The sequence below is a fragment of the Streptomyces rectiviolaceus genome (genome assembly GCF_039533825.1).
GTDB lineage: Bacteria > Actinomycetota > Actinomycetes > Streptomycetales > Streptomycetaceae > Streptomyces > Streptomyces rectiviolaceus.
In genome coordinates, this window is the sequence record NZ_BAAAUG010000022.1 from 416,901 (window position 1) to 437,012 (window position 20,112).

The following is a 20,112-nucleotide window of genomic DNA, read 5'->3' on the forward strand; positions in this document are numbered from 1 at the left end:
GCTCTCTCCTTCCTGTAGCCGTCGACAAGCCGGAGCGCTGTTCCGCTTGTAAAGCGGAGCAGCGTTCCGTATCGTAAGTGGAGCAACGTTCCGCTTCAGTCTAGCTGAAGCCGGACCTTCCTCCCTGCCTCACGCGCCCCACCTCCAGGTGGTCGGCGGCAGAGGCCCTCAAGGGACAACCGAAGGGAAAGACGCATCGTGAGCGCATCGACTTCCATGACCGGTATCAGCGGCTCGCCCGCCCCCGTGCTCTCGTTCGGCCCGGTGGTGCTGCCCGTGCCCGGGCGTCCTGTTGACCTCCAGGTACGCGTCACCGCACCGGCGACCGGAACCGACCTGCCGGTCATCCTCCTGTCCCACGGACACGGCAACTCGAACAACCTCTCCTCGCTCAACGGCTACGCCCCGCTCGCCAACCGCTGGGCCGAACACGGCTTCATCGTCATCCAGCCCACCCACCTCAGCTCGAAGACGCTCAGCCACCTGCATGCGGACACCCCCGGAGCACCCATGTTCTTGCGCTCACGCGCCGAGGACATGACCCACATCCTCGACAGGCTCGATGAGATCGAGAACGCCGTGCCCCAGCTCGGCGGGCGCATGGACCACGACAGCATCGCCGTGGCCGGACACTCGCTCGGCGGCTTCACCGCCGCCCTCCTGCTGGGCGCCCGGTTCACCGACCCCGACGACGGGCAGGAGGCGAACCTTTTCGAGGCCCGGATCAAGCAGGGTGTCCTGCTGGCCGCCCCCGGCAGGGGAGGTGACATCCTGACCGGGGCCATGGCCGAGCAGTTCCCGGTCTTCCGGACCACCGACTTCTCCCAGATGACCACGCCGGCGCTGGTCGTCGCCGGGGACAAGGACGACTCCCGGCACTTCACGGAGATGGGTCCGGACTGGCACGCGGACCCGTACCACCTCGCTCCCGGTCCCAAGACGCTGCTCAGCCTGGTCGACGCGGAGCACGGACTCGGCGGGATCAGTGGGTACGACGCCGCCGAGACCACGGACGAGAACCCCGAACGGGTCGCCGCGCTCGGACGGCTCACCGCGGCCTACCTCCGCACCCAGTTCCACCCCGGCGACACCGCGTGGCAAGAGGCGCGGGACGCCCTGACCACCGGCCCTGACGCGTTCGGGCGAGTCGAGTCCAAGTAGGCCCGATCGGGCGCGACATGGCAGCAACACAGGGTTGTGGAGCGGGTGTTCGCTCACCGCGCGTACGGAGATCCATGGAAGGGGCGGAGTGCTCGCCCCCCTTCCATGATCAACATATAGCGCACCGGGGGGCTTGCGGCAAGACCCCGCTCGTACCGCAGAATCACCCATCAAAGCCGGGACCTGCGGAAATGAGAATCACGAAATGCGTGTGGTGTTGTCGACGTACGGGTCGCGCGGGAGCGTTGAACCCATAGCGGGACTCGCGGTGCGGTTGCGGGAACTCGGAGCGGAGGGGCGGGTGTGCGCGCCTCCGGACGAGGAGTTCGCGAAGCGCCTGGCCGAACTCGGCGTGGAGATGGTGCCGACCGGCCGGCCGGTGCGCCCGCTGGTGACCACGGTGACGCCGGGGTCGGCGGTGGGCCTGGCGCAGCGTGCGGCCGAGTTGATGGCCGCGCAGTTCGACACGGTCGCCGCGGCGGCCGAGGGATGCGACGCGCTGGTGGCGACCGGCCCCTTGCCGGTCACGGCCGGCGCGCGGTCGGTGGCCGAGAATCTGGGCATCCGTTACGTGCACGCGAGCCATCAACCGGTCAGCCTGCCGTCGCCGCACCGCCGCCCGCCCGCGCGGAGGGGGCAGTCGTTGCCGCCGGACGTGACCGACAACCGGGCGCTGTGGGACCTGGACGCCCAGATCGCGAACGCGATGTTCGGCGACATGCTCAACACCCAGCGGGCGTCGGTCGGCCTGCCACCGGTGACCGACGTCCGCGACTACGCCTTCACCGACCGTCCGTGGCTGGCCACGGACCCGGTCCTGTCCCCGTGGCAGGAGTCGGCGGACCTCGACGTCGTGCAGACCGGCACGTGGATCCTGACCGACGAACGCCCGCTCCCCACCGAGTTGGTGACGTTCCTGGACGCCGGCACACCACCGGTGTACGTGGGCTTCGGCAGTACGCCCCTGCACGCCCCGGAGGATGTCGCCCGAGTGACCATCGAAGCGGTCCGCGCGCAGGGCCGCCGCGTTCTCGTCTCCCGCGGCTGGGCCGACCTGGCCCCGATCGACGACCAGGACGACTGCTTCATCGTCGGTGAGGTCAACCATCAGGCACTGTTCCGCCGGGCGGCCGCCGTCGTACACCACGGCGGCGCGGGCACCACGACGACCGCCACCCGGTCCGGCGCGCCTCAAGTGGTGGTCCCCCAGGGGGCGGACCAGCCGTACTGGGCCGGACGCGTGGCCGAGTCGGGCATCGGAGCGGCACACGACGGCCCGACCCCGACCTTCGAGTCCCTGTCCGCCGCACTCGCGAAGGCCCTGGCCCCCGAGACCCGCGTACGCGCGAGTTCCGTGGCCGGCACGATCCGCACCGACGGGACGACGGTGGCCGCGAAACTGCTGCTCGACGCGGCCGACTGACAGCGTCTGCCCACAGGGGCACGCATCGCGGGATGCGGCCCGTGCCGCCCGACCCCACTGAACGTCGCGGGACACCGCGGCTGTTCAGGCGGGGACGGGCTCCTGGTCGGCATCGTCAAAGGGGGGATAGCCCCCACCGCCCATCCGCTCGGCCGCATCGATGTAGTCGACAAGAGCGCCGCGGGATCGAGCGAGCCTCTCCATCTGATCGTCCAGCCGCTGGAGCCGTGACCGCATCGCGGCCAGCAGCTCGGAACACCCGGGCAGCTCCGGGGCCTCGCCGACCGCACAGGGCAGCACGTACGCGATGTCCTCGGACGACAACCCGGCTCCGAGCAGATGCCGGATCTGCTTCACCCGCAGCACGGCGTTCTCGTCGTACTCGCGGTAGCCGTTCGCCCTGCGGTCTGCCTCCAGCAGGCCCTGGGCCTCGTAGTAGCGCAACTGATGGGCGTTGACGCCCGTCCGAAGACTCAGTTCCCCGATCCGCATCGAACCTCACTTGACCTTCACACCGGTATCAACGTTGACGATGCTGCCATGAACAACAAAACCGATACACCCATTACCGTCATCGGCCTCGGACGGATGGGCCAGGCCCTCGCCGGCGCGTTCCTGGAAGCCGGGCATCCCACCACCGTGTGGAACCGTACGACCGCCAAGGCCGACCAACTGGTGGCCGCGGGCGCGCAGCTGGCGCCGACAGTCGGCGACGCGCTCAAGGCAGGTTCCCTGACGATCATCTGCGTCACCGACTACCCGGCCATGCGTGAGCTGCTCGGCGCGAGCGATGTCGCCCTGGACGGCACGACATTGATCAACCTGACCTCGGGTGACTCGACCCAGGCCCGGGACACCGCACGTTGGGCCGAGCAGCGCGGCGCGCATTACCTGGACGGCGCCATCATGGCCATCCCTTCGGCGATCGGGACCACCGATGCGGTGATCCTGCACAGCGGGCCGCAGGCGGACTTCGAGGCGCACAAGCCAACACTCGACGCGCTCGGCACCGTCACCTACCTTGGTGCGGATCATGGGTTGGCGTCCCTGTACGACGTGGCAGGCCTGGCCATGATGTGGAGCATCCTGAACGCCTGGCTCCAGGGCACCGCCCTGCTCAGGACGGCCGGTGTCGACGCCGCGACGTACGCGCCGTTCGCGCGGCAGATCGCCGCCGGGGTGGCCGAATGGCTGCCCGGGTACGCCGAGCAGATCGACAGCGGCTCCTACCCGGCCGAGGTGTCGGCCCTGGAGACCGACGCACGGGCCATGGCGCACCTGATCGAGGAGAGCGAGGCGGTGGGTGTCAACGCCGAACTGCCGAAGCTGATCAAGGCGATGGCAGACCGCTCGATCGCCGCCGGACACGGTGGGGAGCAATATCCCGTGCTGATCGAAGAGTTCGGCAAGCCCCGCGGCGACTGACTGATCCCGGGACCGGGGCCCGTCGCCATCCGGGGGCGGATCTCGGACCGCGGCGCGAGCGGGGTACGGTCCGATCATGGCGCTGGTACCCAACTCCTCGTGTCTCGCCCCTCGACAGTTGGCGTGACACCGGGTTGGCCTCTGGTCGACCTCGACTCTGATAGAGGCTGTGCACTGGCATCAGCCCAAGGAAGGAAGAACGTGCCCACCAAGTCACTGCAGATTCCCACCCCGGACGGCAAGGCCGACGCCTTCGCCGCCTTCCCCGACCGTGGCGAGCGGCACCCGGGAGTTCTGCTGTACCCGGACGCCTTCGGCCTGCGGCCCGAGCTGGAGGAGAAGGCCCGTGAACTGGCCGAGCACGGGTACTACGTACTCGTCCCCAACTTCTTCTACCGGCACCGTCCGGCACCGGTGATCGACCTTCCCGAGCACATCAGTGAAGAGGTCCGGCCCGCGGTCTTCGCCCAGCTGATGCCCCTGGTGCAGGCGCACACCACCGAACGTGTCCTGCGTGACGCCGACGCCTACCTCAGGTTCCTCACCACTCAACCCGAGGTCAGCGCCGGACCGGTCGCCGCGATCGGCTACTGCATAGGCGCGATGCTGGCGATGCGCACCGCGACGGCCCACCCCGGCCAGGTGGCCGCCGTAGCCGGATTCCACCCCGGCTTCCTGGTCACCGACGCGCCGGACAGCCCGCACCGTCTCGTCCCCGAGCTCACCGCCGAGGTCCACATCGGCCTCGCCGAAGGCGACTTGTCGCCCGAGGCCATCAGCGAGCTCAACCAGGCGCTGGATGCCGCAGGTGTCGGATACACCACCGAGATCTACCCCGGCACCGCCCACGGCTTCACCATGTCCGACACCGACGCCTTCAGCCCCTCCGCACTGCAGCGCCACTGGGACCGCCTGCTCCCTCTCCTCGACCGCGCCTTGTCGAGCAGCTGAGTCTCCGGCCCGGAAACCAGCTCTACAGGTCCGCACCCTCGCGCGGGCCGGGGTGTCGGAACGGCCCGTCCAGGGCGCCCCATTGGAGCAGCATGATGGTCTTGGCGTCGGCTATGTCTCCGCTGCGGACCATCGCGAGTGCCTTGTCGAAGGGCAGTTCCACGGTGGTGATGTCCTCGCCCTCGGCGGCGATCCCATAGCCGTCGGCGGCGGGGGCCGTGGGCCGGTAGGGGGCGGCGAAGAAGTGGAGACGTTCGGTGACGGACCCCGGGCTCATGTAGACGTCGAAGACGGGCTCGGGGGTGCCGATGGTGTGTCCGGTCTCCTCGGCCGCCTCCCTGCGGATGGCCTCGTCGGGCGCGTCGCCGTCGAGGAGCCCCGCGGCGGTTTCGATCAGCATCCCGTCCGGGTGCCCGTTGACGTAGGCGGGCAGGCGGAACTGACGGGTCAGCAGCACCGTACGGCGATCGGTGTCGTGGAGCAGGATCGTGGCGCCGTCGCCCCGGTCGTAGGTCTCGCGCTGCTCCTGGCTCCAGTGGCCGTCGTGGTGTTGGTAGTCGAAGGTCGTCCTGCGCAGGACGTACCAGTCGCAGGAGAGCACTTCCACGTCCTTCACGCGCACCCGCGGGTTGCCGGTCAGGTCCCGGCCGTGCCGGTCGAGGCCGGTGCGTCCGCGCCGGTCGGGGGTGTCCAGGCCGGCGGTCACCGGACGGCCGGGACGGCGTCGATGCCGGTGTAGACGTCCAGGCCCAGGGCCCGGGCGGCCGCTGTCATCCGGTCCGCGCCCTCCGAGGGGCCGCCGATGCGCAGGACCGCGTCGCAGCGTGCCAACAGCCGTTCGGCCAGGGGGTGGAAGATCTCGTCGAAGACGGCGTCGCCGGGACCGGTGCTCCCCGCGGCCTCCAGCAGGGGCAGGGCCAGGGCCTCACCGGTGACCGCCAGATGGCCGGCGCGGAAGAGCGCGAGTGCGGCGCGGTCCATCGCCCGTACGTTGGCCTCGAGCTTGGCGGGGTCGTCCCCGGTGCCCGAACAGTAGGGCCCGGCGACCAGGATCATCAAGGGGTCCGGGGCAGCGGTCATGACGGGTGCTCCTTGCGGTGTACGTGGTTCAGGCCAGGACGGTGTGGACGCCCGCGTCGCGCAGGGCCGCCAGGGTCAAGGGGCCGTTGGGATGGGTGGCGGGGTCCTCGGCGGCGGTGTCGGTGACGAAGGCGTCCACCGCGCCCACGGCGGCGACCTGGCTGAACGCGCGCACCCCGAGCTTGGTCGCGTCCGCCACGGCGATCGTCCGGTCGGCTCCCGCCAGGGCGGCTTGCTTGACGGCCGCGTCGTCCAGCGAGAACTCGGACCACCCGTACTCGGCGTGCACCCCGCCGATGGACAGTACGAAGCAGTCGAAGGCCAGGGCCTCAAGCGTGCGCAGGGCCAGCGGGCCGACCAGGGACCGCTCGCCGGGACGAGACTGCCCGCCGACGACCAGCAGGTCGATTCCGGGCCGGTCCGCCAGACACACCGCGGCCTGCAGGCTGAGAACCGCCACCGTCAAAGGAGCCCGTTCGGCAAGGCGCTCGGCGACGTGCACGGTCGTGGTGCCCGCGTCCAGCAGCACGCGCGACCCCGGCTCCACCATCGCCGCCACGGCCTCACCGAGCCGGTCCTTGGTCGCCGCCTGCCACGGCTCCCGTGCGGAGAATCCCGCCTCCTCCTGACGCGACCGGGTGGCGACGGCGCCACCGTGCACCCTGCGCACCAGTCCCTGACGCTCCAGCGCGTCCAGGTCCCTGCGAACGGTCATTTCGGAGACCCCCAGGCGATGGGAGAGCTCCGACACGGAAACCCGGTCGGAGCCCTGCACCAGTCGCAGGGTCAGGTCCAGACGATTGGCGACACCCATGACGTATTTCTAACACAGCAATGTTCGTTTGAACATTGCTGTGTGCGAGATGCCTCTACTGGCGGGAGGCGAGGGCCAGTTGGTGGAGGTCCTGCAGCGCGTCGAGGAGGACGGTGTGCTGGTGCCACCTGATCCACGTGCCGAGAGTGCGGCTGGTGGTGTGCAGGGCCTGGAGCTGGGCCTGGGTGAAGCCGATCAGGGGGCGGGCGTGGTGGGAGGAGATGACACCGTGGACGGTGTCCTCGTCGTCGACGAGCGGGACGCTGTGGCAGGCGCGGCTACCGGCCGTGAGGATCACCCGCCGTGTGTCGTCGTCGAAGCCTGCCGATGTGGCCACCTCCTTGACGGTCACCTGGTGGCTGGCGGCAGCGGCGCGAGCGCAGGAGGTGTTCCCGTCGACGAACGCGAAGTAGTCGGTGAACTGCCGTGGCAGGCCCGCGTGTTTGGCCATGCGCAGGACGCCGTCCTCGAGCAACTGCACGTTGCCCATGTCCGTACCGGTGACGGTCAGGACGCGATGCAGGGCGGCGCCGAGGACCTCGCCCTGATTGGTCGCGTTGAGCGTGCCGGCCTCGAGCGCGGTCAGGTCGGGCATCGGATGCTGTTCCCGGCCGGTGAACCACGTCCGGGCACCCGGGGCAGGCCCTGGTGTCCGCGCCACCGCGGCGGCCAGCTGGTGCAGTTTGACGTTGGCCCGCTGGGACGCCTGGCGCAGCAGCGTGAACGCCGCCTCCGCGTTCGCCAGGCGGTAGCGTTCGACCAGGATCCCCTCGGCCAGCGCGATCTTGGGGCGCGCACGCGCCTGGACCTCCAGCTCGTACACCTGCTCACGCAGCTGCTCGGCGGTGGCTCTCAGCTGTTCCGTCTCGCCCCCGGGGGAGGGGAACCGCTGAGACGAGGACTGATCGTCGGGCGGGGGCGCGGACGGCATGTTCGTCACGTTCTCTCCCATGGCGAAACCCGGCTCCTGCCTCCTCGTCGGACAACATGGCGACCCTAACCTGGTCTGTCACCGCTGTGTCGGGCGTCCTGGGGGATGACGATGCCCTTGAGAATCGGGGAGTGCGCGGAGGTCACACGGGTGCGAGCCGAGTACGCAAGAGGCAGAACTCGTTGCCCTCGGGGTCTGCGAGGACGTGCCAGTCCTCGGAGCCCGTCTGCCCGACATCGGCGTGCACGGCGCCGAGCGCGAGAAGCCGTTCCAGTTCAGCGTCTTGGTCTCGGTCGGTGGCATTGACATCGATGTGCAGCCTGAGCTGACCGTTCCGGGGGGCACTGTTCGGGTTGAGGACGAGGGTGGGCAGCGGGCTGCCGAAGCCCGCCGCGGGGCCGATCTCGATGCTGCCGTCGTCGGTTCGTTCGAGCTCGACGTAGTCAAGAACATCGCACCAGAACGCTGCCAGCCGGTCGGGGTCCGCGGCGTCAAGGACCAGTTCACTGATTCGGCATGCCATGCCCGTCACTATACGTACCGCACATATCTCGGCAGCTTGTTCGGGCGAACAAGCCGCGGCCCAGTGCTTCGGGTGCTTCAGGTGTGCTCATCCCGCCGAGGCCGACCGGAGCCGCATCACCGACAATGCGGCTCCAGCCTCCGCCCTCCAGGCGCGCCGACGAGGTAACTCCCGCAGCCTCGCGCCGCTGGGAGGGCGCCTCGCGCGAGAACCGATCGAGGGGGAGTCTCGGTTCCTCGCGCCTCCGGCCGCCTCCGCACCCGCGCGGCCCGAGCCAGGCGGGCGAAAATAGTAGCCATGTACATAGTAGCTATGTACTGTATCCGGTGTGAGTTCAGCAACTGAGGGCGCCACGGCGGGATTTCTGGTCTGGCGTCTGTCCATGAAGTGGCGGGTGGCCGTCGACCGGGCGGTCGCGCCGCTGGGCCTGACCCATGCTCAGTACGCGTTGATGGCGTCGCTGTACGGCATGTCGCGCACCGGGCTGCAGCCCAGCCAGCGTCGGCTCGCCGACCACACGGGGCTCGAACCGCTGTACGTGTCCAAGCTCGCCCGCGCCCTGGAGGGAGCCGGACTGGTCGCCCGAACCCGGGACCCCGCCGACCCGCGCGCCATGCAGCTTTCGCTCACCGAGCAAGGGCGTGACGTCACACGCCGCGCGATCAAGGTGGTCCAGGGCCTGCTGGACCAGTTGCTGGAGCCTCTGGGGGGACAAGTCAGCCCGCGCACACGGCAGTTCACCCGCGAGCTCACGACCTTGCTCGACGCACCTCTCAATCCACACACAGAGAACGACGAGGAGCAGTCATGACCACCACCGCACCCATCGCCAATGGCCGGGTCATAGCCCTTGCGCACTATGCCGGGCGCGCACTCCTGGAGGGTGTGCTGGCACGCCACGGGGCCACGTTCCAGCATGGTGTGACGCTCCGGGCCCTGGTGGTCGCGGGCGAGTCCCTCGGCCGCGACGAGCTCATCGGCGACGTCACGGGCTCGCTGAAGGCCGACGAGTCGGTCGTGCGCGGCGTCATCGAGGAACTGACGGCCATGAAGCTGGTGGAAGAGGACCCGGGGGATCCCTCCCGGCTGCGGCTGACGGACGCCGGACGGGAGCTGCACGAGCGCTCCGGCGTTGAGACCGCCGAGATCTCCGCCCGCCTGTACGCCGGTATCCCTGCCGAGGACCTTGCGGTCGCGGGCCGCGTGTTGGCACTGGTCACTGAGCGCGCCAACGCCGAGCTGGCCGACGCCTGAGGTTCCGTCTCACCCGCCGCCCGCCGCTCATCACCATCGAAGTCACTCGATCCCTTCCAGGAACGGAACGATCGCATCGATGAAGCGCTCGTTCCGGTCCCCGACCACCATGTGCCCCGCGCCGGCCACGTCGACGCGATGCGCGTTGGGGACCCTGTCGCAGAACTGCCCGGCGACGTCGTCGCGCACCACGTCGCTGAGTCCGCCGCGGACGAGCAGGATCGGCACATCGGAGTGACGTGCGGCGTCGAGGAGGCGCTCCGCCATGCCTGGCGGGTCCATCCGGCCCTCAAAGCTGTCCAGCATCCGGGGATCCCAGTGCCAGACCCAGCGATTGCCGTGGCGTCGCAGGTTGTTCCGTATCCCCTCGGGATCGTCCGGAGGTGGGCGATGCGGCAGGTGGGCGGAGACCGCCGCGGCCGCTTCCCCGACGCCGCCGAATCCGTCCGGTCGGCCACGCATGAACTCGACGATCCGGCGAACCCCGCGGGGATCCGGCCGATGGGCGACGTCGACAAGGACCAGGGCGCGGATCGCCGCCCTGGGCGCCTCTCCGGAGGCGAGCAGCGAACTCAGACCTCCGAGCGATGCGCCGACGAGCACCGGCCGGGCGTCGAGTTCGGCGACGAGCGCCCGGACGTCCTCGGCGAACACGTCAAGGTCGTAGTCACCGTCGGCCGACCATTCGCTGGTGCCATGCCCGCGCAGGTCCGGGGCGACGACCCGCCACCCCAACGCGGCCAGCCGAGGGCCGGTCCGGTCCCAGGCGTGCCGCGTCTGGCCGCCGCCGTGCAGCAGGACAAGAGGGGGCGAGGACGCCTCGCCCCACACATCCGCCGTGAGCAGGATCCCGCCGCGGCCGACGAAGCTCTGGGGCCGTGGCAGTGCGCCGGCCGTCATGCCGAGCCTCGGGTGCGCAGCGGCGCCAGCAGCTGGTCGCGGTAGGGATCCGCGGCCGCCGCGGCCAGTGCGACGTCCAGCGCGAACAGAGCGCGCGCGAGGAACCGGTCGTCGTCTATCAGGGTGGCGACCCATTGATGCAGCGCACCCACGCACGAGGTGCCGACAGTGGCGGCCAACGCGTCGGTGTCGATGTCGGCGCGCAGGAGGCCCTGGGTCCGTACATCCGCCATCGCCCGGCGGAGTTGGGTGAGCGGACTGCGGTCGAGCACGACGCCGCTGTCCTCCCACTCGCGCACCATGCGACGCGACACGACCGGGTCGCCCACGAACAGCCGGACGGTCGACCTGACGACCTCCCGCGGGTCACCGGCTCCCAACGTGGCGAGGTGGCGCTCCAGTTCGTCCATGAATCCGGCGGCGAGCGCCTCCCAGATCTTGTCGCGCGGTCCGATCAGGTTGTAGACGGTGGCCGGGGCGACCTCCGCACGCTCGGCGATCCGCTCGATACTGATCACCGATTCCGGCCCCTCCCGCAGGAGTTCGCGCGTCGCTTCGAGGATCCGGATCCGTCGCTGGGTCTTGTGCCGCTCACGCAGTCCACCTTCAACCGTCTGCATCCGAGCACATCCCTTCGCCAAAACTTAGAGGGCTCTCTAAATTTAGAGGTGCCTCTGGATGTGTCAAGTGCTGAGGGGACGGCACAATCGGTGTGCCCGGCGTGGACGGGGAGCCGGGTACTGCCGTCGGTGAAATCGCCTCACGCCGGCGCGAGCGGCGGTACCACGCCCGCTATCACGCGGGCCGTCTCTCGCCCGATGTCCGTCACGGAAGGCTCGGTCGCCGGTAGACACCGTTGCTCCGTGGGCTCGTACACGCAGCCCAGCACCCCGGCGTGGTCGGTGGCTGGCTCGGACAGTTCGGAGTTCCAGCCGTGTGCGAGGAGGGCTTCGTGCAGTTCACGAGAGGAGTCGGCGGGCACATCGGTGTCTGTGGTGCCGTGCACGAGCCGTATGGGCACCGGCGCCACTCTCCGGCCAACTGCCTGAAGGGGCACGGTGCCCGTGGTGCGTGCCGGGCGCCGGTAGCCGCCCGCGATGCCGACGACCGCAGCGGGCCGCCAGCCGTCGAAGAGTTCCGGCTGCAGGGCCACGCCCACCGCGGCACCCGCCCCCGCGGACCACCCCGCGAGGATCAACTGCCCAGGGCCGTCGATGAATTCGCGTACGTAGTTGCGGCCGAACCGCAAGGTGTCGGTGAGGTGTTCCCGGCCGGCGTCGGGCTGGTCCGAACGCCAGTCGGGGACAAGCACGGTGGGACCCGACCCGGCGATCTCACGCGCCAGCGAGGCCATCACGTCTCGCTCGTCGAGCCCCATTCCGTGCCACAGCAGCACACACCGGCTGTCCTGCTGCCCGGAGGCATAGATGTCGAGCAGCTTGCTGTCGCTGCCGGTGGCGTAACGCACAGTCCGGGGCGTGATCCTCAAGTCCGTTCCTCCAGGCCTGGCCAGGCCAGGTCAAGCGAGGCGAGACCGCGCTAGACGCGGCCTTCGATGACAAGGTTGCCGTCTTCGGTGAGGCGGGCGATTTCGCCGGTCTTGTAGAAGCCGTCGGAGGTGAAGGAACGGGTGTTCTCGTCGGGGGACTTGTAGTAGCCGCGCAGGGTGCAGGGGCCGCGTGTCCAGAGTTGTCCGGGATCCCCCGCCGGTACGTCGGTGCCGTCTGAGGCGGTGACGCGGATCTCGTCCCCGGGCGAGAGCGGCTGACCCTGCGTGTGATGGATGACGTGGTCGGTGTCGGTGAGGCGGGTGAGGGAGAGCGGTCCCTCCGCCATCCCGAAGACCTGCTGGAGGCGGCAGCCGAAGGCCGGTTGGACGCGGGCCGCGAGTCCGGGATGGTGACCTGTGCCGCTGATCTGGATGAGGCGCAGGCTGGAGAGGTCGTACTCGCCGTCGGGGAGGTCGTCCAGCCACAGTTGTGCGACATCGGGGGTGAGGGAGGTGACGGTGACCTGCTCCGTCTCCATCACGCGGAAAGCCTCGGCGGGGCCAGGGTCGTCGATCAGCACGACGGTGCCGCCGGTGGCCAGGGTGCCGACGATGCCGGGACAGCCGAAGGCGAAGTTGGACGCGGCCGGGAGGGCCGCGAGGCAGACGTCTTCGGGGCCGAGGCCGATCAGTTCGGCTGTGGCCCGGGTCTGGTACGCGTAGTCGTTGTGGGTGCGCGGTATCAGGTGGGGCAGGTCAGTGGTCCCGGCGGACGGCAAGAAGAACGCGACGTCGTTGGGGTCGTACGTCCGCTCCGGGGCCATGGGAGCGTCCACGGCGCTGAGGGGGAAGAACAGACATCCGCTGGCGGCGGTGGCGAAGCCTCCTTGGGTGCCTTGGATGCCTTCGGAGTCTTCGGGGCCGTCGAGCGTGAAGGCGTGGCGCAGACGCGGATGGTCGTCGCTGATCACCTCGACCATTTTGGCGTGGTCGAAGCCGCGGTGGAGGCCGGGGCCGATGTAGGCGGCGGCTTCGGTGACATGGGCGAGATGCCCGATCTCATCGGCGCGGTACGAGGTGGGCGTGAGCACCGGGAAGGCGCCGGCCCGCATGAGGGCGTAGACGGCGATGACGAACTCGGGCACATTCGGGAGCTGGACGATGACCCGGTCACCGGCCCGGATGCCCCGGAGCGTGAGCCCGGCAGCCACTCGGGCGACGCGGCGGTTCAGCTCACGGTAGGTGAGACGACGTTCGCCGTGGACGAGGGCGGTGCGGGCGCCGTACGTGAGGGCGTGCTCGGCGAGGAGTTGGGGCAGGGCGGTGCCCCGGTAGTAGCCATGGTCGTAGTAGCGGCCGATGGTCTCGGGCAGGTGCGGGGTGCAGCCGACCAGCATGGTTCAGACTCCTTCCAGGGCCGTGTGAGCCTTTCGATCACGGCGGCTCAGACTTCCATGCGGGGTGCGGAAGCGACAAGCAACATATTGGTGGGGGAGAGCCCTTCACCGGGACGGGAGACATCACAGTCATGCCATTTCAGCGAGGACTTGGTGTGGCGGTCGTCGGCACCGGGAAGATGGGCGCGGACCACGTACGCCGGCTCCATGGCGTCATCAGTGGGGCGCGGGTGACGGCCGTCGTCGACATCGAGGCGGACCGTGCGAAGTCCGTCGCCGACGCGATCGACGGGTGCACGGCCTACACCGAACCGGCGGCCGCCATGGCGGCGGAAGATGTGGACGCCGTACTCATCGCCTCTCCCGGACCCGCCCACGAGGCGGCCCTGATCGAAGCCCTCGGCCGCGATCTGCCGGTTCTGTGCGAGAAGCCGATGACTCCTGACGCGGCATCCGCCCTGCGGATCCTGGAGGCGGAGCAGCGGCACGGGCGTCGGCGCATTCAGGTGGGCTTCATGCGGCGCTACGACGCCGAGTACGTCAAGCTCAAGAGGCTCCTCGACAGCGGCGAATTGGGCAGGGCGCTGATGCTGCACCAACGACACCGCAACCTGACCATGCCGCCGGGGTTCACCGACGCGATGCTCATCACCAGCTCGGTCGCACACGAGGTGGACGCGACCCGCTGGCTGCTCGACCAGGAGATCACAGCGATCACGGTGCACAAGCCTGCGCCGACGTCGCACGCCCCGGCGGGCATGAACGACCCTCAGTTCGTCGTCATCGAGACCTCGGCGGGCGCGCTGGCCGACGTCGAGATCTTCGGCCACTGCGGTTACGGCTACCAGGTGCAGGCCGAGGCGGTCTGCGAGCGGGGCACCGCACGCATCGGGGACGAACCAGGGCCCCGAGTCAGCGCCGACGGCCGCTGGGGAAGCCGCGTACCCCCGGACTACGTCGAGCGTTTCGAGGACGCCTACGACCGTGAGGTGCAGGCCTGGGTGGACGCCACCCGCAGGGGCGAGACCACCGGCCCGGGTGCGTGGGACGGCTATGCGGCCGCGGCCGTGTGCGAGGCGGGCGTGGTGTCCCAGCGGGAGGGCGGGCGGATCGAGGTCGAACTGATCGAGCGCCCCGCGTTCTACGCGTAGACCGTGCGCCAAGGCCAGCGGGCGGCACCGGTCCGGTGCCGCCCGCTCTGTCGTCGCCGCGTCTACGGGCGGATCGTGAGCACCAGCTTCCCCGTGACGCGCCCCGTCTCACCCTCCGCGTGCGCCTTGGCGGCCTCGGCGAGCGGGTACGTGTCCGAGACGTGGACCCGCAGTTGTCCGGACTCGGCGAGCGCCGCGACCGCCGCCATGCCCGCCTGGTCGTGCTCCACCAGCATGTCCGTGGCCCGCACGCCCAACTCGGCGGCGCGCTCGGCCACTTCACCGAAGTTGCCCGGCAGGATCGACACCAGGATGCCGCCCGGGCGCAGCACGTCCAGGGAGCGCAGCCGGTCCTCGCCGCCCAGCGGGTCGAGGACCACGTCGATGTCGCGGGCCTCCTTGACGAAGTCGGCGCTGCGGTAGTCGATGACCTCGTCCGCGCCCAGGCCGCGCACGAAGTCGTGCTTGGCGGCGGATGCCGTGCCGATGACGTACGCACCGCGCGCCTTGGCGATCTGCACCGCGACATGGCCCACGCCACCGGCCGCCGCGTGCACCAACACCCGCTGCCCTGCCTGCACTTGGGCGTTGTCGACCAGGGCCTGCCAGGCGGTCAGCGAGACCAGCGGCAGCGCGCCCGCCTCGACGTGGCTCAGTCTGGCGGGCCTCGGCACGAAGGCGCGGGTGGGCCCGGTCACGTACTCGGCGTGCGAACCGGCTCCGTACGGGTAGGGGAGCATGCCGAACACCTCGTCGCCCGGCTGGAACAGCGAGACGCCGATGCCGACCGCCTCGACGACGCCCGACACGTCCCAGCCGAGCGTGAAGGGCGGCTCGCCCAGGAAGGCGCCGAACCTGCGGTGCTTCCAGTCGGTCGGGTTCACGCCCGCCGCGTGCACGGCGACGAGGATCTGGCCGACGCCGGGCTTCGGGCGCGCGACCTCGACCTCCTTCAGGACGTCGGGGTCGCCCAGGACGTCCTGGGTGATGGCCTTCATGGTCGGTTGGGTCGCCTGGGTCGGCTCTGCGGGCTGAGAAGCGGTGTCCTTGGTCATGAGTCCAGCCTGCGGCAAAGCCCTGACCTGGGCAATGGCAAGATGGCCATTCAGCGATAGGATCGTGCCATGGCCCCGATGGAATTCCTCGCCGACCGCCCGCACCGCGTGGTCGTCCTCGCGCTCGACGGCGTCTACCCCTTCGAGCTGGGCATCCCGAACAGGGTCTTCCCGCTCGTCCCCGGGGCGTACGAGGTAGTGACCTGCGCGGTGACGGACGACCGCACGGTCGCCACCAACGCCGACTTCAGCATCACCGTCGGGCACGGCCCCGAGGCGCTGGAGAGCGCGGACACGGTGGTCATACCGCCCTACGACATGCGACGCATCACCGCCGAGCTGCCGGAGCCGGTGCGCGACGCGCTCGCCCGGATCAGGCCCGGCGCGCGGTTCGTGTCCATCTGCACGGGGGCGTTCACCCTCGCGGCGGCCGGTCTGCTCGAGGGGCGACCCGCGACGACGCACTGGGCCCTCGCGGACCACTTCCGGCAGATGTTTCCCCAAGTCGCCCTGGATCCCGACGTGTTGTTCGTCGACGACGGCGACATACTCACCTCGGCGGGGGCCGCGTCCGGGGTCGACGTGTGCCTGCACGTGGTGCGCTCCGACCACGGCAGCGCGATCGCCAACCGGGTCGCCCGGTACTGCGTCGTACCGCCGTGGCGTGAGGGCGGCCAGGCCCAGTACATCGAGCAGCCGGTCCCGGACGAGGGTGCCACCAGCACCGCTGACACCCGCGCCTGGGCCCTGGAGCACCTCGACCGTCCGCTCGCCCTGCGGGAGTTGGCGGCGTACGCCCGAATGAGCCCGCGCACCTTCGCCCGCCGCTTCCAGGAGGAGACGGGCACAAGTCCCGGCCGGTGGCTGATCCAGCAGCGGGTGCACCGTGCCCGCCATCTGCTGGAGTCCAGCGATCTGCCGGTCGACCGGGTCGCGGCGGAGGTCGGATTCGCCACCGGGACGTCACTGCGTCAGCACCTGCAAGCGGCTATCGGGGTGTCGCCGCAGATGTACCGGAAGACGTTCCAGGCGGGGGCGGCGCCCGGCGGCAGGGCCGTTCTGTCGCCTGAAATCAACGCCCCGTAATACATGTATCAGCCAGCTTTCGAAGGTGGAGGTGCACTGGATGTGTTACTGCACGCAAGGGTGCGTGCACCGAAAGTGAGGATCGAACAATGGGTAACCGTCAGTCCCCCCAGGACAAGAAGCGCGCCGCTCGCGACCAGGAGCGCAACAAGCAGCAGCCCCGACGTCAGGACGAGCAGGCCGACGTCGAGAGGGTCGAGAAGAACCAGCGCTCTCAGCCTGGCGGTAAGCCGGGCGGCGACATGGACTTCTAGGGCTGGCGGGCCCTGACCGCGGCGCCTCACCTGACCCCTGACGGGGCGGTGGGGCGCCGCAGCCATGCACGGGAACACACACTCCTCGTCACAGATGGTTGCCCATTCCGCGCGAGTACGGCACAAAAGTCGGCCGAAGCGCCTTGCCTCACTGATGCAGCCGACGCATCCGCACCGTGGAGGGCACGCGACGCATTGACCCCCGGGGTCTCACGGTGTTCGCTCGCCGGAGAGACAGCGCACGGGGGATCGCGCGGGGGACGGGCGACAACGCACGGGCGACAGCGCACGGGGAACAACACGCTCTGCCACGCCTTCCTCCTCCCGAGCGTGCCCGGACGGCACACGGAGACCGCTGTCGACACAGGAGGAACCGATGACCGTTCATCAGCGCGTGACGGCCGCAAGCGCCGCGCTCGCCGCCCTCTGCACCGTGACCGTGCTGTCACCCGCGGGCGCGTCCGCCGCCCCTACCGCGGCGCCGCACACCGAGCGGGTGAGCATCGGCCCGGGAGGCGCCCAGGGCAACGCCGATTCCACGAGCCCCGCCATCAGCGCCGACGGTCACTACGTCGCGTTCGTCTCGGCGTCACGGAACCTGGTCGCGAACGACACCAACGGCACACCCGATGCCTTCGTACGTGACTTACGCACCGGGAAAACGGAGCGCGTCAGCGTCAAGAGCAACGGAAAGGCGAGCCACGGTGTCGTACGGGAGGTCTCACTCAGCCCCGACGGGCGGTACGTGGTCTTCACCTCCACCGCCGACGATCTCGTACGCGGCGACCCCAACGACCTCGACGACGTCTTCCTGCACGACCGGAACACCGGCAAGACCCAACGGATCAGTCCCACGGGCGCGTCCTACGACGGTCTGCGCAGCCGCCTGACGTACGACCCCGCGGTCAGTGGCGACGGCCGCTACGTCGCGTACGCGTCGGGCGCCGAGGATCTCGTGGAGGGGGATGCCAACCAGCGGGACGACGTCTTTCTCTACGACCGCGAGAAGAAGACCACGGAGCCGGCGCAGCTCGACAACGCGGGCCAGCAGGGCCAAGGCGACGCGTTCGCCCCCGCGTTCGCGGGCGACTCCGGCGGCCGGTACCTCGCCTTCACCTCCAACGCCTCCGACCTGGCCGGGGTGGAGGACCACTCCTCCGCGACGGACATCTTCCTGCGCGACCGTGAGAAGGGCACCACGGAACTCATCAGCGTTCCGCACGGCTACAACCGCAAGACCCCGTCCTGGGGCGCCGCCCTCAGCGGCGACGCCCGTCATGTGGCGTTCACCTCGGCCTCCAGAGTGCTCAGCCCCGAGGGACCGTCCCCGCACACCGTGAACAACGTCTTCGTCTACGACCGCGAGACGCAGCGCATGCGGCTGGTCAGCGCCACCGCGGACGGCACACCGGCCGACGGGGCCAGCGGCGACGTCTCACTGAGCCGGGACGGGCGCTACGCGGCGTTCACCTCTGCCGCCTCCAACCTCGCCCCCGAGGACGACGGCGACAGCAGCGCGGACGTCTTCCTGCGGGACATGGTGACCGGGGAGGTACGCCTGATCAGCGGCGAGAGCGAGCCGGTGTCCGAGGACACCGAACCGGGGTCGCGGACCGGGGTCAGCGACGAAGGCGGCGCGGTGGTGTTCGACTCCCCGGCCGGAAACCTCGTCCCTGACGACACCAACGGCGTGCCCGATGTCTTCCTGCGCCGGCTGAGCTGACGCCGGAGCCCACCGCGAGGCGGCGGAGCGCCGACGCGACCGGGAGTGTCAGTCCCGAGACCCCAGGGGGTGAGGTCGGAGAACCGCCAGCCCTCTCACCTTGGGCAGCCTAGGGTCTCGGGAATGTCGCAGCAGAGTCGTGCCATCGTCGAGAACGCCTGGAAGGCGTTCGCCAGTCAGGACGCCGACCGGATCTCCGGGGTCTTCACCGAGGACGCCGAGTGGCTGGCGCCTCCGGGGAACGCTACTGCCGTGGCGTTGGAGGGGCCCAGCCACCTGGTCGGCAGGAAGGCGATCGTGCGCTTCCTCGCAGAGGACTTCCCCCGCTTCTTCGTGCGCGACGTCAACGTCACCTTCCACGGGTTCTATGCCGACGGCGACCGGGTGGTCGTCGAGGAGACCATGACGGCGACCCTGGCCAACGGCCATCACTACGCCAATGACTACTGCTTCGTCTTCGAGCTCCGGGACGGGCTGATCCACCGGGTCCGCGAGTACATGGACACAGCCCGCGGGCACCGCATGGTCCGCGGCGAGTGATGCGGGTCCGCTCAGTCCAGGATCCCGACGTCGTAGAAGAAGCGGTAGCGGTCCGGGTCGTCCGGCAGGAACCAGTGGAAGCCCTCCAGGAGGAAGACCGCGACCAGGTTCACCGCGAGCACCAGGGCGATGAAGCCGAGCACCGTACGGCCCGCCGCCCCGTACACCCCTGACGTGGGCACCGTGGTGTCGGCGGTGGAGTGGGCGAACGCCATCACGATGCCGATCGCCACCACCGAGGCCATGAAGAGGATCCAGGCCCAGACGTACATGTGCAGACCGAGCACCGGCGCGCCGTAGCCCTTGTCGCCCGGCAGGATGTGCAGCATCGTCTGCCGCCAGGACGCGAAGCCGCCGCACATCACCGCGACCAGGGCCAGACCCCAGCCCATCATGTAGTCGCGGCCCGTGACCGTGCCGGTCATGCCCCGGCGCACGATGTACGCCGCCCCCAGCGCCGCGAGCAGCATGAACATGCGCTGCACCATGCACAGCGGGCAGGGATAGTCCCAGTCGATGAACTGCACGGCGAGCCCGCCGCACACCACACCGGTCCAGCCGACGGCGAAGAAGCAGGCGAACCAGTACTGGACCTTGCCGAGGACGGTGGAGCGCTCGGTGCCGGGCAGCGGGGTCGTCAGGATGCTCATCAGTAGCTCAGCCCCAGCTTGAGACTGCTGGTGATGTGGTGGGCGAGGAGGACGATCGTGAGCACGAGCATGATCCACCAGCCGCCGAGCAGAACGGCCCGTGACCGCTGGCGGTGGAGCGCGTACAGCGTGGCCAGGAGGCCGCCGAAGATGAGGGTGTCCATGGCTGCGGAAGGTATCCGGGGCGATGGCCTCATAGCGGCAGGGCGGTCGGGACGCGCCACCGGGTCCACGGGAAGGGACCAACGCGCCCGCCCGCCCCGCGTCCGCCCCGCGTCCGCCCCGCGCCAGGTACGTCGGCGGGG

General features: G+C 69.9%; 24 protein-coding genes. 11 read left to right on the forward strand and 13 right to left on the reverse strand.

Going from position 1 to position 20,112, the window contains the following annotated elements; genetic code table 11:
• Positions 1-216: 216 nt before the first annotated feature.
• Positions 217-1,161, forward strand: coding sequence for an alpha/beta hydrolase family protein (locus tag ABD378_RS07725; protein WP_344519774.1), 945 nt, complete (start codon positions 217-219; stop codon positions 1,159-1,161).
• Positions 1,162-1,366: 205 nt separating this feature from the next.
• Positions 1,367-2,584: a glycosyltransferase gene (locus ABD378_RS07730; protein ID WP_344519702.1), complete on the forward strand. Its 1,218-nt coding sequence runs from the start codon at positions 1,367-1,369 to the stop codon at positions 2,582-2,584.
• 84 nt (positions 2,585-2,668) lie between these two features.
• On the opposite strand, the gene ABD378_RS07735 is transcribed toward ABD378_RS07730, so the two are convergent.
• The gene (locus ABD378_RS07735; RefSeq protein ID WP_344519703.1) at positions 2,669-3,076 is read right to left on the reverse strand and encodes a MerR family transcriptional regulator; all 408 of its coding nucleotides are present in this window, start codon (positions 3,074-3,076) and stop codon (positions 2,669-2,671) included.
• A gap of 48 nt (positions 3,077-3,124) precedes the next feature.
• Between ABD378_RS07735 and ABD378_RS07740 the strand changes: the two genes are divergently transcribed.
• A complete protein-coding gene (locus ABD378_RS07740) occupies positions 3,125-4,009 on the forward strand; it encodes an NAD(P)-dependent oxidoreductase (protein WP_344519775.1) in 885 nt (294 codons plus the stop codon).
• A 201-nt stretch (positions 4,010-4,210) separates the two neighbouring features.
• The gene (locus ABD378_RS07745) at positions 4,211-4,960 is read left to right on the forward strand and encodes a dienelactone hydrolase family protein (RefSeq protein ID WP_344519704.1); all 750 of its coding nucleotides are present in this window, start codon (positions 4,211-4,213) and stop codon (positions 4,958-4,960) included.
• Positions 4,961-4,982: 22 nt separating this feature from the next.
• Here ABD378_RS07745 and ABD378_RS07750 read toward each other — a convergent pair whose 3' ends face one another.
• The 5 genes from ABD378_RS07750 to ABD378_RS07770 all read right to left on the reverse strand — a co-directional run bounded on the left by ABD378_RS07750 (position 4,983) and on the right by ABD378_RS07770 (position 8,308).
• Positions 4,983-5,666, reverse strand: coding sequence for an NUDIX domain-containing protein (locus ABD378_RS07750; RefSeq protein WP_344519705.1), 684 nt, complete (start codon positions 5,664-5,666; stop codon positions 4,983-4,985).
• Positions 5,663-6,040, reverse strand: coding sequence for a DUF4406 domain-containing protein (locus tag ABD378_RS07755; RefSeq protein WP_344519707.1), 378 nt, complete (start codon positions 6,038-6,040; stop codon positions 5,663-5,665). The genes ABD378_RS07750 and ABD378_RS07755 overlap by 4 nt, the downstream gene beginning before the upstream one ends.
• 28 nt (positions 6,041-6,068) lie before the next feature.
• On the reverse strand, positions 6,069-6,854 hold the full coding sequence (locus ABD378_RS07760; RefSeq protein WP_344519708.1) for a DeoR/GlpR family DNA-binding transcription regulator: 786 nt from the start codon (positions 6,852-6,854) through the stop codon (positions 6,069-6,071).
• Positions 6,855-6,909: 55 nt separating this feature from the next.
• A complete protein-coding gene (locus tag ABD378_RS07765; protein WP_344519709.1) occupies positions 6,910-7,806 on the reverse strand; it encodes a GAF and ANTAR domain-containing protein in 897 nt (298 codons plus the stop codon).
• A gap of 121 nt (positions 7,807-7,927) precedes the next feature.
• The gene (locus ABD378_RS07770; RefSeq protein ID WP_344519711.1) at positions 7,928-8,308 is read right to left on the reverse strand and encodes a VOC family protein; all 381 of its coding nucleotides are present in this window, start codon (positions 8,306-8,308) and stop codon (positions 7,928-7,930) included.
• 328 nt (positions 8,309-8,636) lie between these two features.
• On the opposite strand from ABD378_RS07770, the gene ABD378_RS07775 reads away from it, so the two are divergent.
• Together ABD378_RS07775 and ABD378_RS07780 are read left to right on the forward strand one after the other, a co-directional pair.
• Positions 8,637-9,119 carry a MarR family winged helix-turn-helix transcriptional regulator gene (locus ABD378_RS07775; protein ID WP_344519712.1) on the forward strand — a complete coding sequence of 161 codons (483 nt, stop codon included), beginning with the start codon at positions 8,637-8,639 and terminating at the stop codon, positions 9,117-9,119.
• Positions 9,116-9,562, forward strand: coding sequence for a MarR family transcriptional regulator (locus tag ABD378_RS07780; RefSeq protein WP_344519713.1), 447 nt, complete (start codon positions 9,116-9,118; stop codon positions 9,560-9,562). Before ABD378_RS07775 ends, ABD378_RS07780 begins: the two co-directional genes overlap by 4 nt.
• A gap of 42 nt (positions 9,563-9,604) precedes the next feature.
• On the opposite strand, the gene ABD378_RS07785 is transcribed toward ABD378_RS07780, so the two are convergent.
• The 4 genes from ABD378_RS07785 to ABD378_RS07800 form a co-directional block, all read right to left on the reverse strand.
• Positions 9,605-10,462, reverse strand: coding sequence for an alpha/beta fold hydrolase (locus tag ABD378_RS07785; protein WP_344519714.1), 858 nt, complete (start codon positions 10,460-10,462; stop codon positions 9,605-9,607).
• A complete protein-coding gene (locus ABD378_RS07790; RefSeq protein WP_344519716.1) occupies positions 10,459-11,082 on the reverse strand; it encodes a TetR/AcrR family transcriptional regulator in 624 nt (207 codons plus the stop codon). Before ABD378_RS07790 ends, ABD378_RS07785 begins: the two co-directional genes overlap by 4 nt.
• A 140-nt stretch (positions 11,083-11,222) precedes the next feature.
• Entirely contained in the window at positions 11,223-11,951 is a 729-nt protein-coding gene (locus tag ABD378_RS07795) for an alpha/beta fold hydrolase (RefSeq protein WP_344519717.1), read from the reverse strand.
• Positions 11,952-12,001: 50 nt separating this feature from the next.
• Positions 12,002-13,348 (reverse strand): (2,3-dihydroxybenzoyl)adenylate synthase, encoded by a 1,347-nt coding sequence (locus ABD378_RS07800; protein WP_344519718.1) that lies wholly within the window; start codon positions 13,346-13,348, stop codon positions 12,002-12,004.
• Positions 13,349-13,479: 131 nt separating this feature from the next.
• Between ABD378_RS07800 and ABD378_RS07805 the strand changes: the two genes are divergently transcribed.
• Positions 13,480-14,499 carry a Gfo/Idh/MocA family protein gene (locus tag ABD378_RS07805; protein WP_344519719.1) on the forward strand — a complete coding sequence of 340 codons (1,020 nt, stop codon included), beginning with the start codon at positions 13,480-13,482 and terminating at the stop codon, positions 14,497-14,499.
• 62 nt (positions 14,500-14,561) lie between these two features.
• On the opposite strand, the gene ABD378_RS07810 is transcribed toward ABD378_RS07805, so the two are convergent.
• Complete coding sequence (locus tag ABD378_RS07810) at positions 14,562-15,554, reverse strand: NADP-dependent oxidoreductase (protein ID WP_344519720.1); 993 nt, start codon at positions 15,552-15,554, stop codon at positions 14,562-14,564.
• A gap of 69 nt (positions 15,555-15,623) precedes the next feature.
• Between ABD378_RS07810 and ABD378_RS07815 the strand changes: the two genes are divergently transcribed.
• The 4 genes from ABD378_RS07815 to ABD378_RS07830 all read left to right on the forward strand — a co-directional run bounded on the left by ABD378_RS07815 (position 15,624) and on the right by ABD378_RS07830 (position 19,157).
• Entirely contained in the window at positions 15,624-16,640 is a 1,017-nt protein-coding gene (locus ABD378_RS07815; RefSeq protein ID WP_386542858.1) for a GlxA family transcriptional regulator, read from the forward strand.
• An 89-nt stretch (positions 16,641-16,729) separates the two neighbouring features.
• The gene (locus ABD378_RS07820; protein ID WP_344519721.1) at positions 16,730-16,894 is read left to right on the forward strand and encodes a hypothetical protein; all 165 of its coding nucleotides are present in this window, start codon (positions 16,730-16,732) and stop codon (positions 16,892-16,894) included.
• Positions 16,895-17,270: 376 nt separating this feature from the next.
• On the forward strand, positions 17,271-18,617 hold the full coding sequence (locus ABD378_RS07825; RefSeq protein WP_344519722.1) for a TolB family protein: 1,347 nt from the start codon (positions 17,271-17,273) through the stop codon (positions 18,615-18,617).
• A gap of 123 nt (positions 18,618-18,740) precedes the next feature.
• Positions 18,741-19,157, forward strand: coding sequence for a nuclear transport factor 2 family protein (locus ABD378_RS07830; RefSeq protein ID WP_344519723.1), 417 nt, complete (start codon positions 18,741-18,743; stop codon positions 19,155-19,157).
• Positions 19,158-19,168: 11 nt separating this feature from the next.
• Here ABD378_RS07830 and ABD378_RS07835 read toward each other — a convergent pair whose 3' ends face one another.
• Positions 19,169-19,807, reverse strand: coding sequence for a disulfide bond formation protein B (locus ABD378_RS07835; RefSeq protein WP_344519724.1), 639 nt, complete (start codon positions 19,805-19,807; stop codon positions 19,169-19,171).
• Positions 19,807-19,971, reverse strand: a complete 165-nt coding sequence (locus ABD378_RS07840; protein WP_344519725.1) for a DUF5993 family protein — start codon at positions 19,969-19,971, stop codon at positions 19,807-19,809. Before ABD378_RS07840 ends, ABD378_RS07835 begins: the two co-directional genes overlap by 1 nt.
• Positions 19,972-20,112 lie beyond the last annotated feature (141 nt).

Bases quoted from the DNA above. Each gene is read 5' to 3' on its own strand.
- ABD378_RS07820 (WP_344519721.1), top strand. From the start codon at position 16,730: ATGGGTAACCGTCAGTCCCCCCAGGACAAGAAGCGCGCCGCTCGCGAC.
- ABD378_RS07810 (WP_344519720.1), bottom strand. From the start codon at position 15,554: ATGACCAAGGACACCGCTTCTCAGCCCGCAGAGCCGACCCAGGCGACC.
- ABD378_RS07830 (WP_344519723.1), top strand. From the start codon at position 18,741: ATGTCGCAGCAGAGTCGTGCCATCGTCGAGAACGCCTGGAAGGCGTTC.
- ABD378_RS07815 (WP_386542858.1), top strand. From the start codon at position 15,624: ATGGCCCCGATGGAATTCCTCGCCGACCGCCCGCACCGCGTGGTCGTC.
- ABD378_RS07735 (WP_344519703.1), bottom strand. From the start codon at position 3,076: ATGCGGATCGGGGAACTGAGTCTTCGGACGGGCGTCAACGCCCATCAG.
- ABD378_RS07785 (WP_344519714.1), bottom strand. From the start codon at position 10,462: ATGACGGCCGGCGCACTGCCACGGCCCCAGAGCTTCGTCGGCCGCGGC.
- ABD378_RS07770 (WP_344519711.1), bottom strand. From the start codon at position 8,308: ATGGCATGCCGAATCAGTGAACTGGTCCTTGACGCCGCGGACCCCGAC.
- ABD378_RS07835 (WP_344519724.1), bottom strand. From the start codon at position 19,807: ATGAGCATCCTGACGACCCCGCTGCCCGGCACCGAGCGCTCCACCGTC.
- ABD378_RS07730 (WP_344519702.1), top strand. From the start codon at position 1,367: ATGCGTGTGGTGTTGTCGACGTACGGGTCGCGCGGGAGCGTTGAACCC.
- ABD378_RS07740 (WP_344519775.1), top strand. From the start codon at position 3,125: ATGAACAACAAAACCGATACACCCATTACCGTCATCGGCCTCGGACGG.
- ABD378_RS07805 (WP_344519719.1), top strand. From the start codon at position 13,480: ATGCCATTTCAGCGAGGACTTGGTGTGGCGGTCGTCGGCACCGGGAAG.
- ABD378_RS07780 (WP_344519713.1), top strand. From the start codon at position 9,116: ATGACCACCACCGCACCCATCGCCAATGGCCGGGTCATAGCCCTTGCG.
- ABD378_RS07800 (WP_344519718.1), bottom strand. From the start codon at position 13,348: ATGCTGGTCGGCTGCACCCCGCACCTGCCCGAGACCATCGGCCGCTAC.
- ABD378_RS07840 (WP_344519725.1), bottom strand. From the start codon at position 19,971: ATGGACACCCTCATCTTCGGCGGCCTCCTGGCCACGCTGTACGCGCTC.
- ABD378_RS07760 (WP_344519708.1), bottom strand. From the start codon at position 6,854: ATGGGTGTCGCCAATCGTCTGGACCTGACCCTGCGACTGGTGCAGGGC.
- ABD378_RS07765 (WP_344519709.1), bottom strand. From the start codon at position 7,806: ATGGGAGAGAACGTGACGAACATGCCGTCCGCGCCCCCGCCCGACGAT.
- ABD378_RS07755 (WP_344519707.1), bottom strand. From the start codon at position 6,040: ATGACCGCTGCCCCGGACCCCTTGATGATCCTGGTCGCCGGGCCCTAC.
- ABD378_RS07825 (WP_344519722.1), top strand. From the start codon at position 17,271: ATGACCGTTCATCAGCGCGTGACGGCCGCAAGCGCCGCGCTCGCCGCC.
- ABD378_RS07790 (WP_344519716.1), bottom strand. From the start codon at position 11,082: ATGCAGACGGTTGAAGGTGGACTGCGTGAGCGGCACAAGACCCAGCGA.
- ABD378_RS07725 (WP_344519774.1), top strand. From the start codon at position 217: ATGACCGGTATCAGCGGCTCGCCCGCCCCCGTGCTCTCGTTCGGCCCG.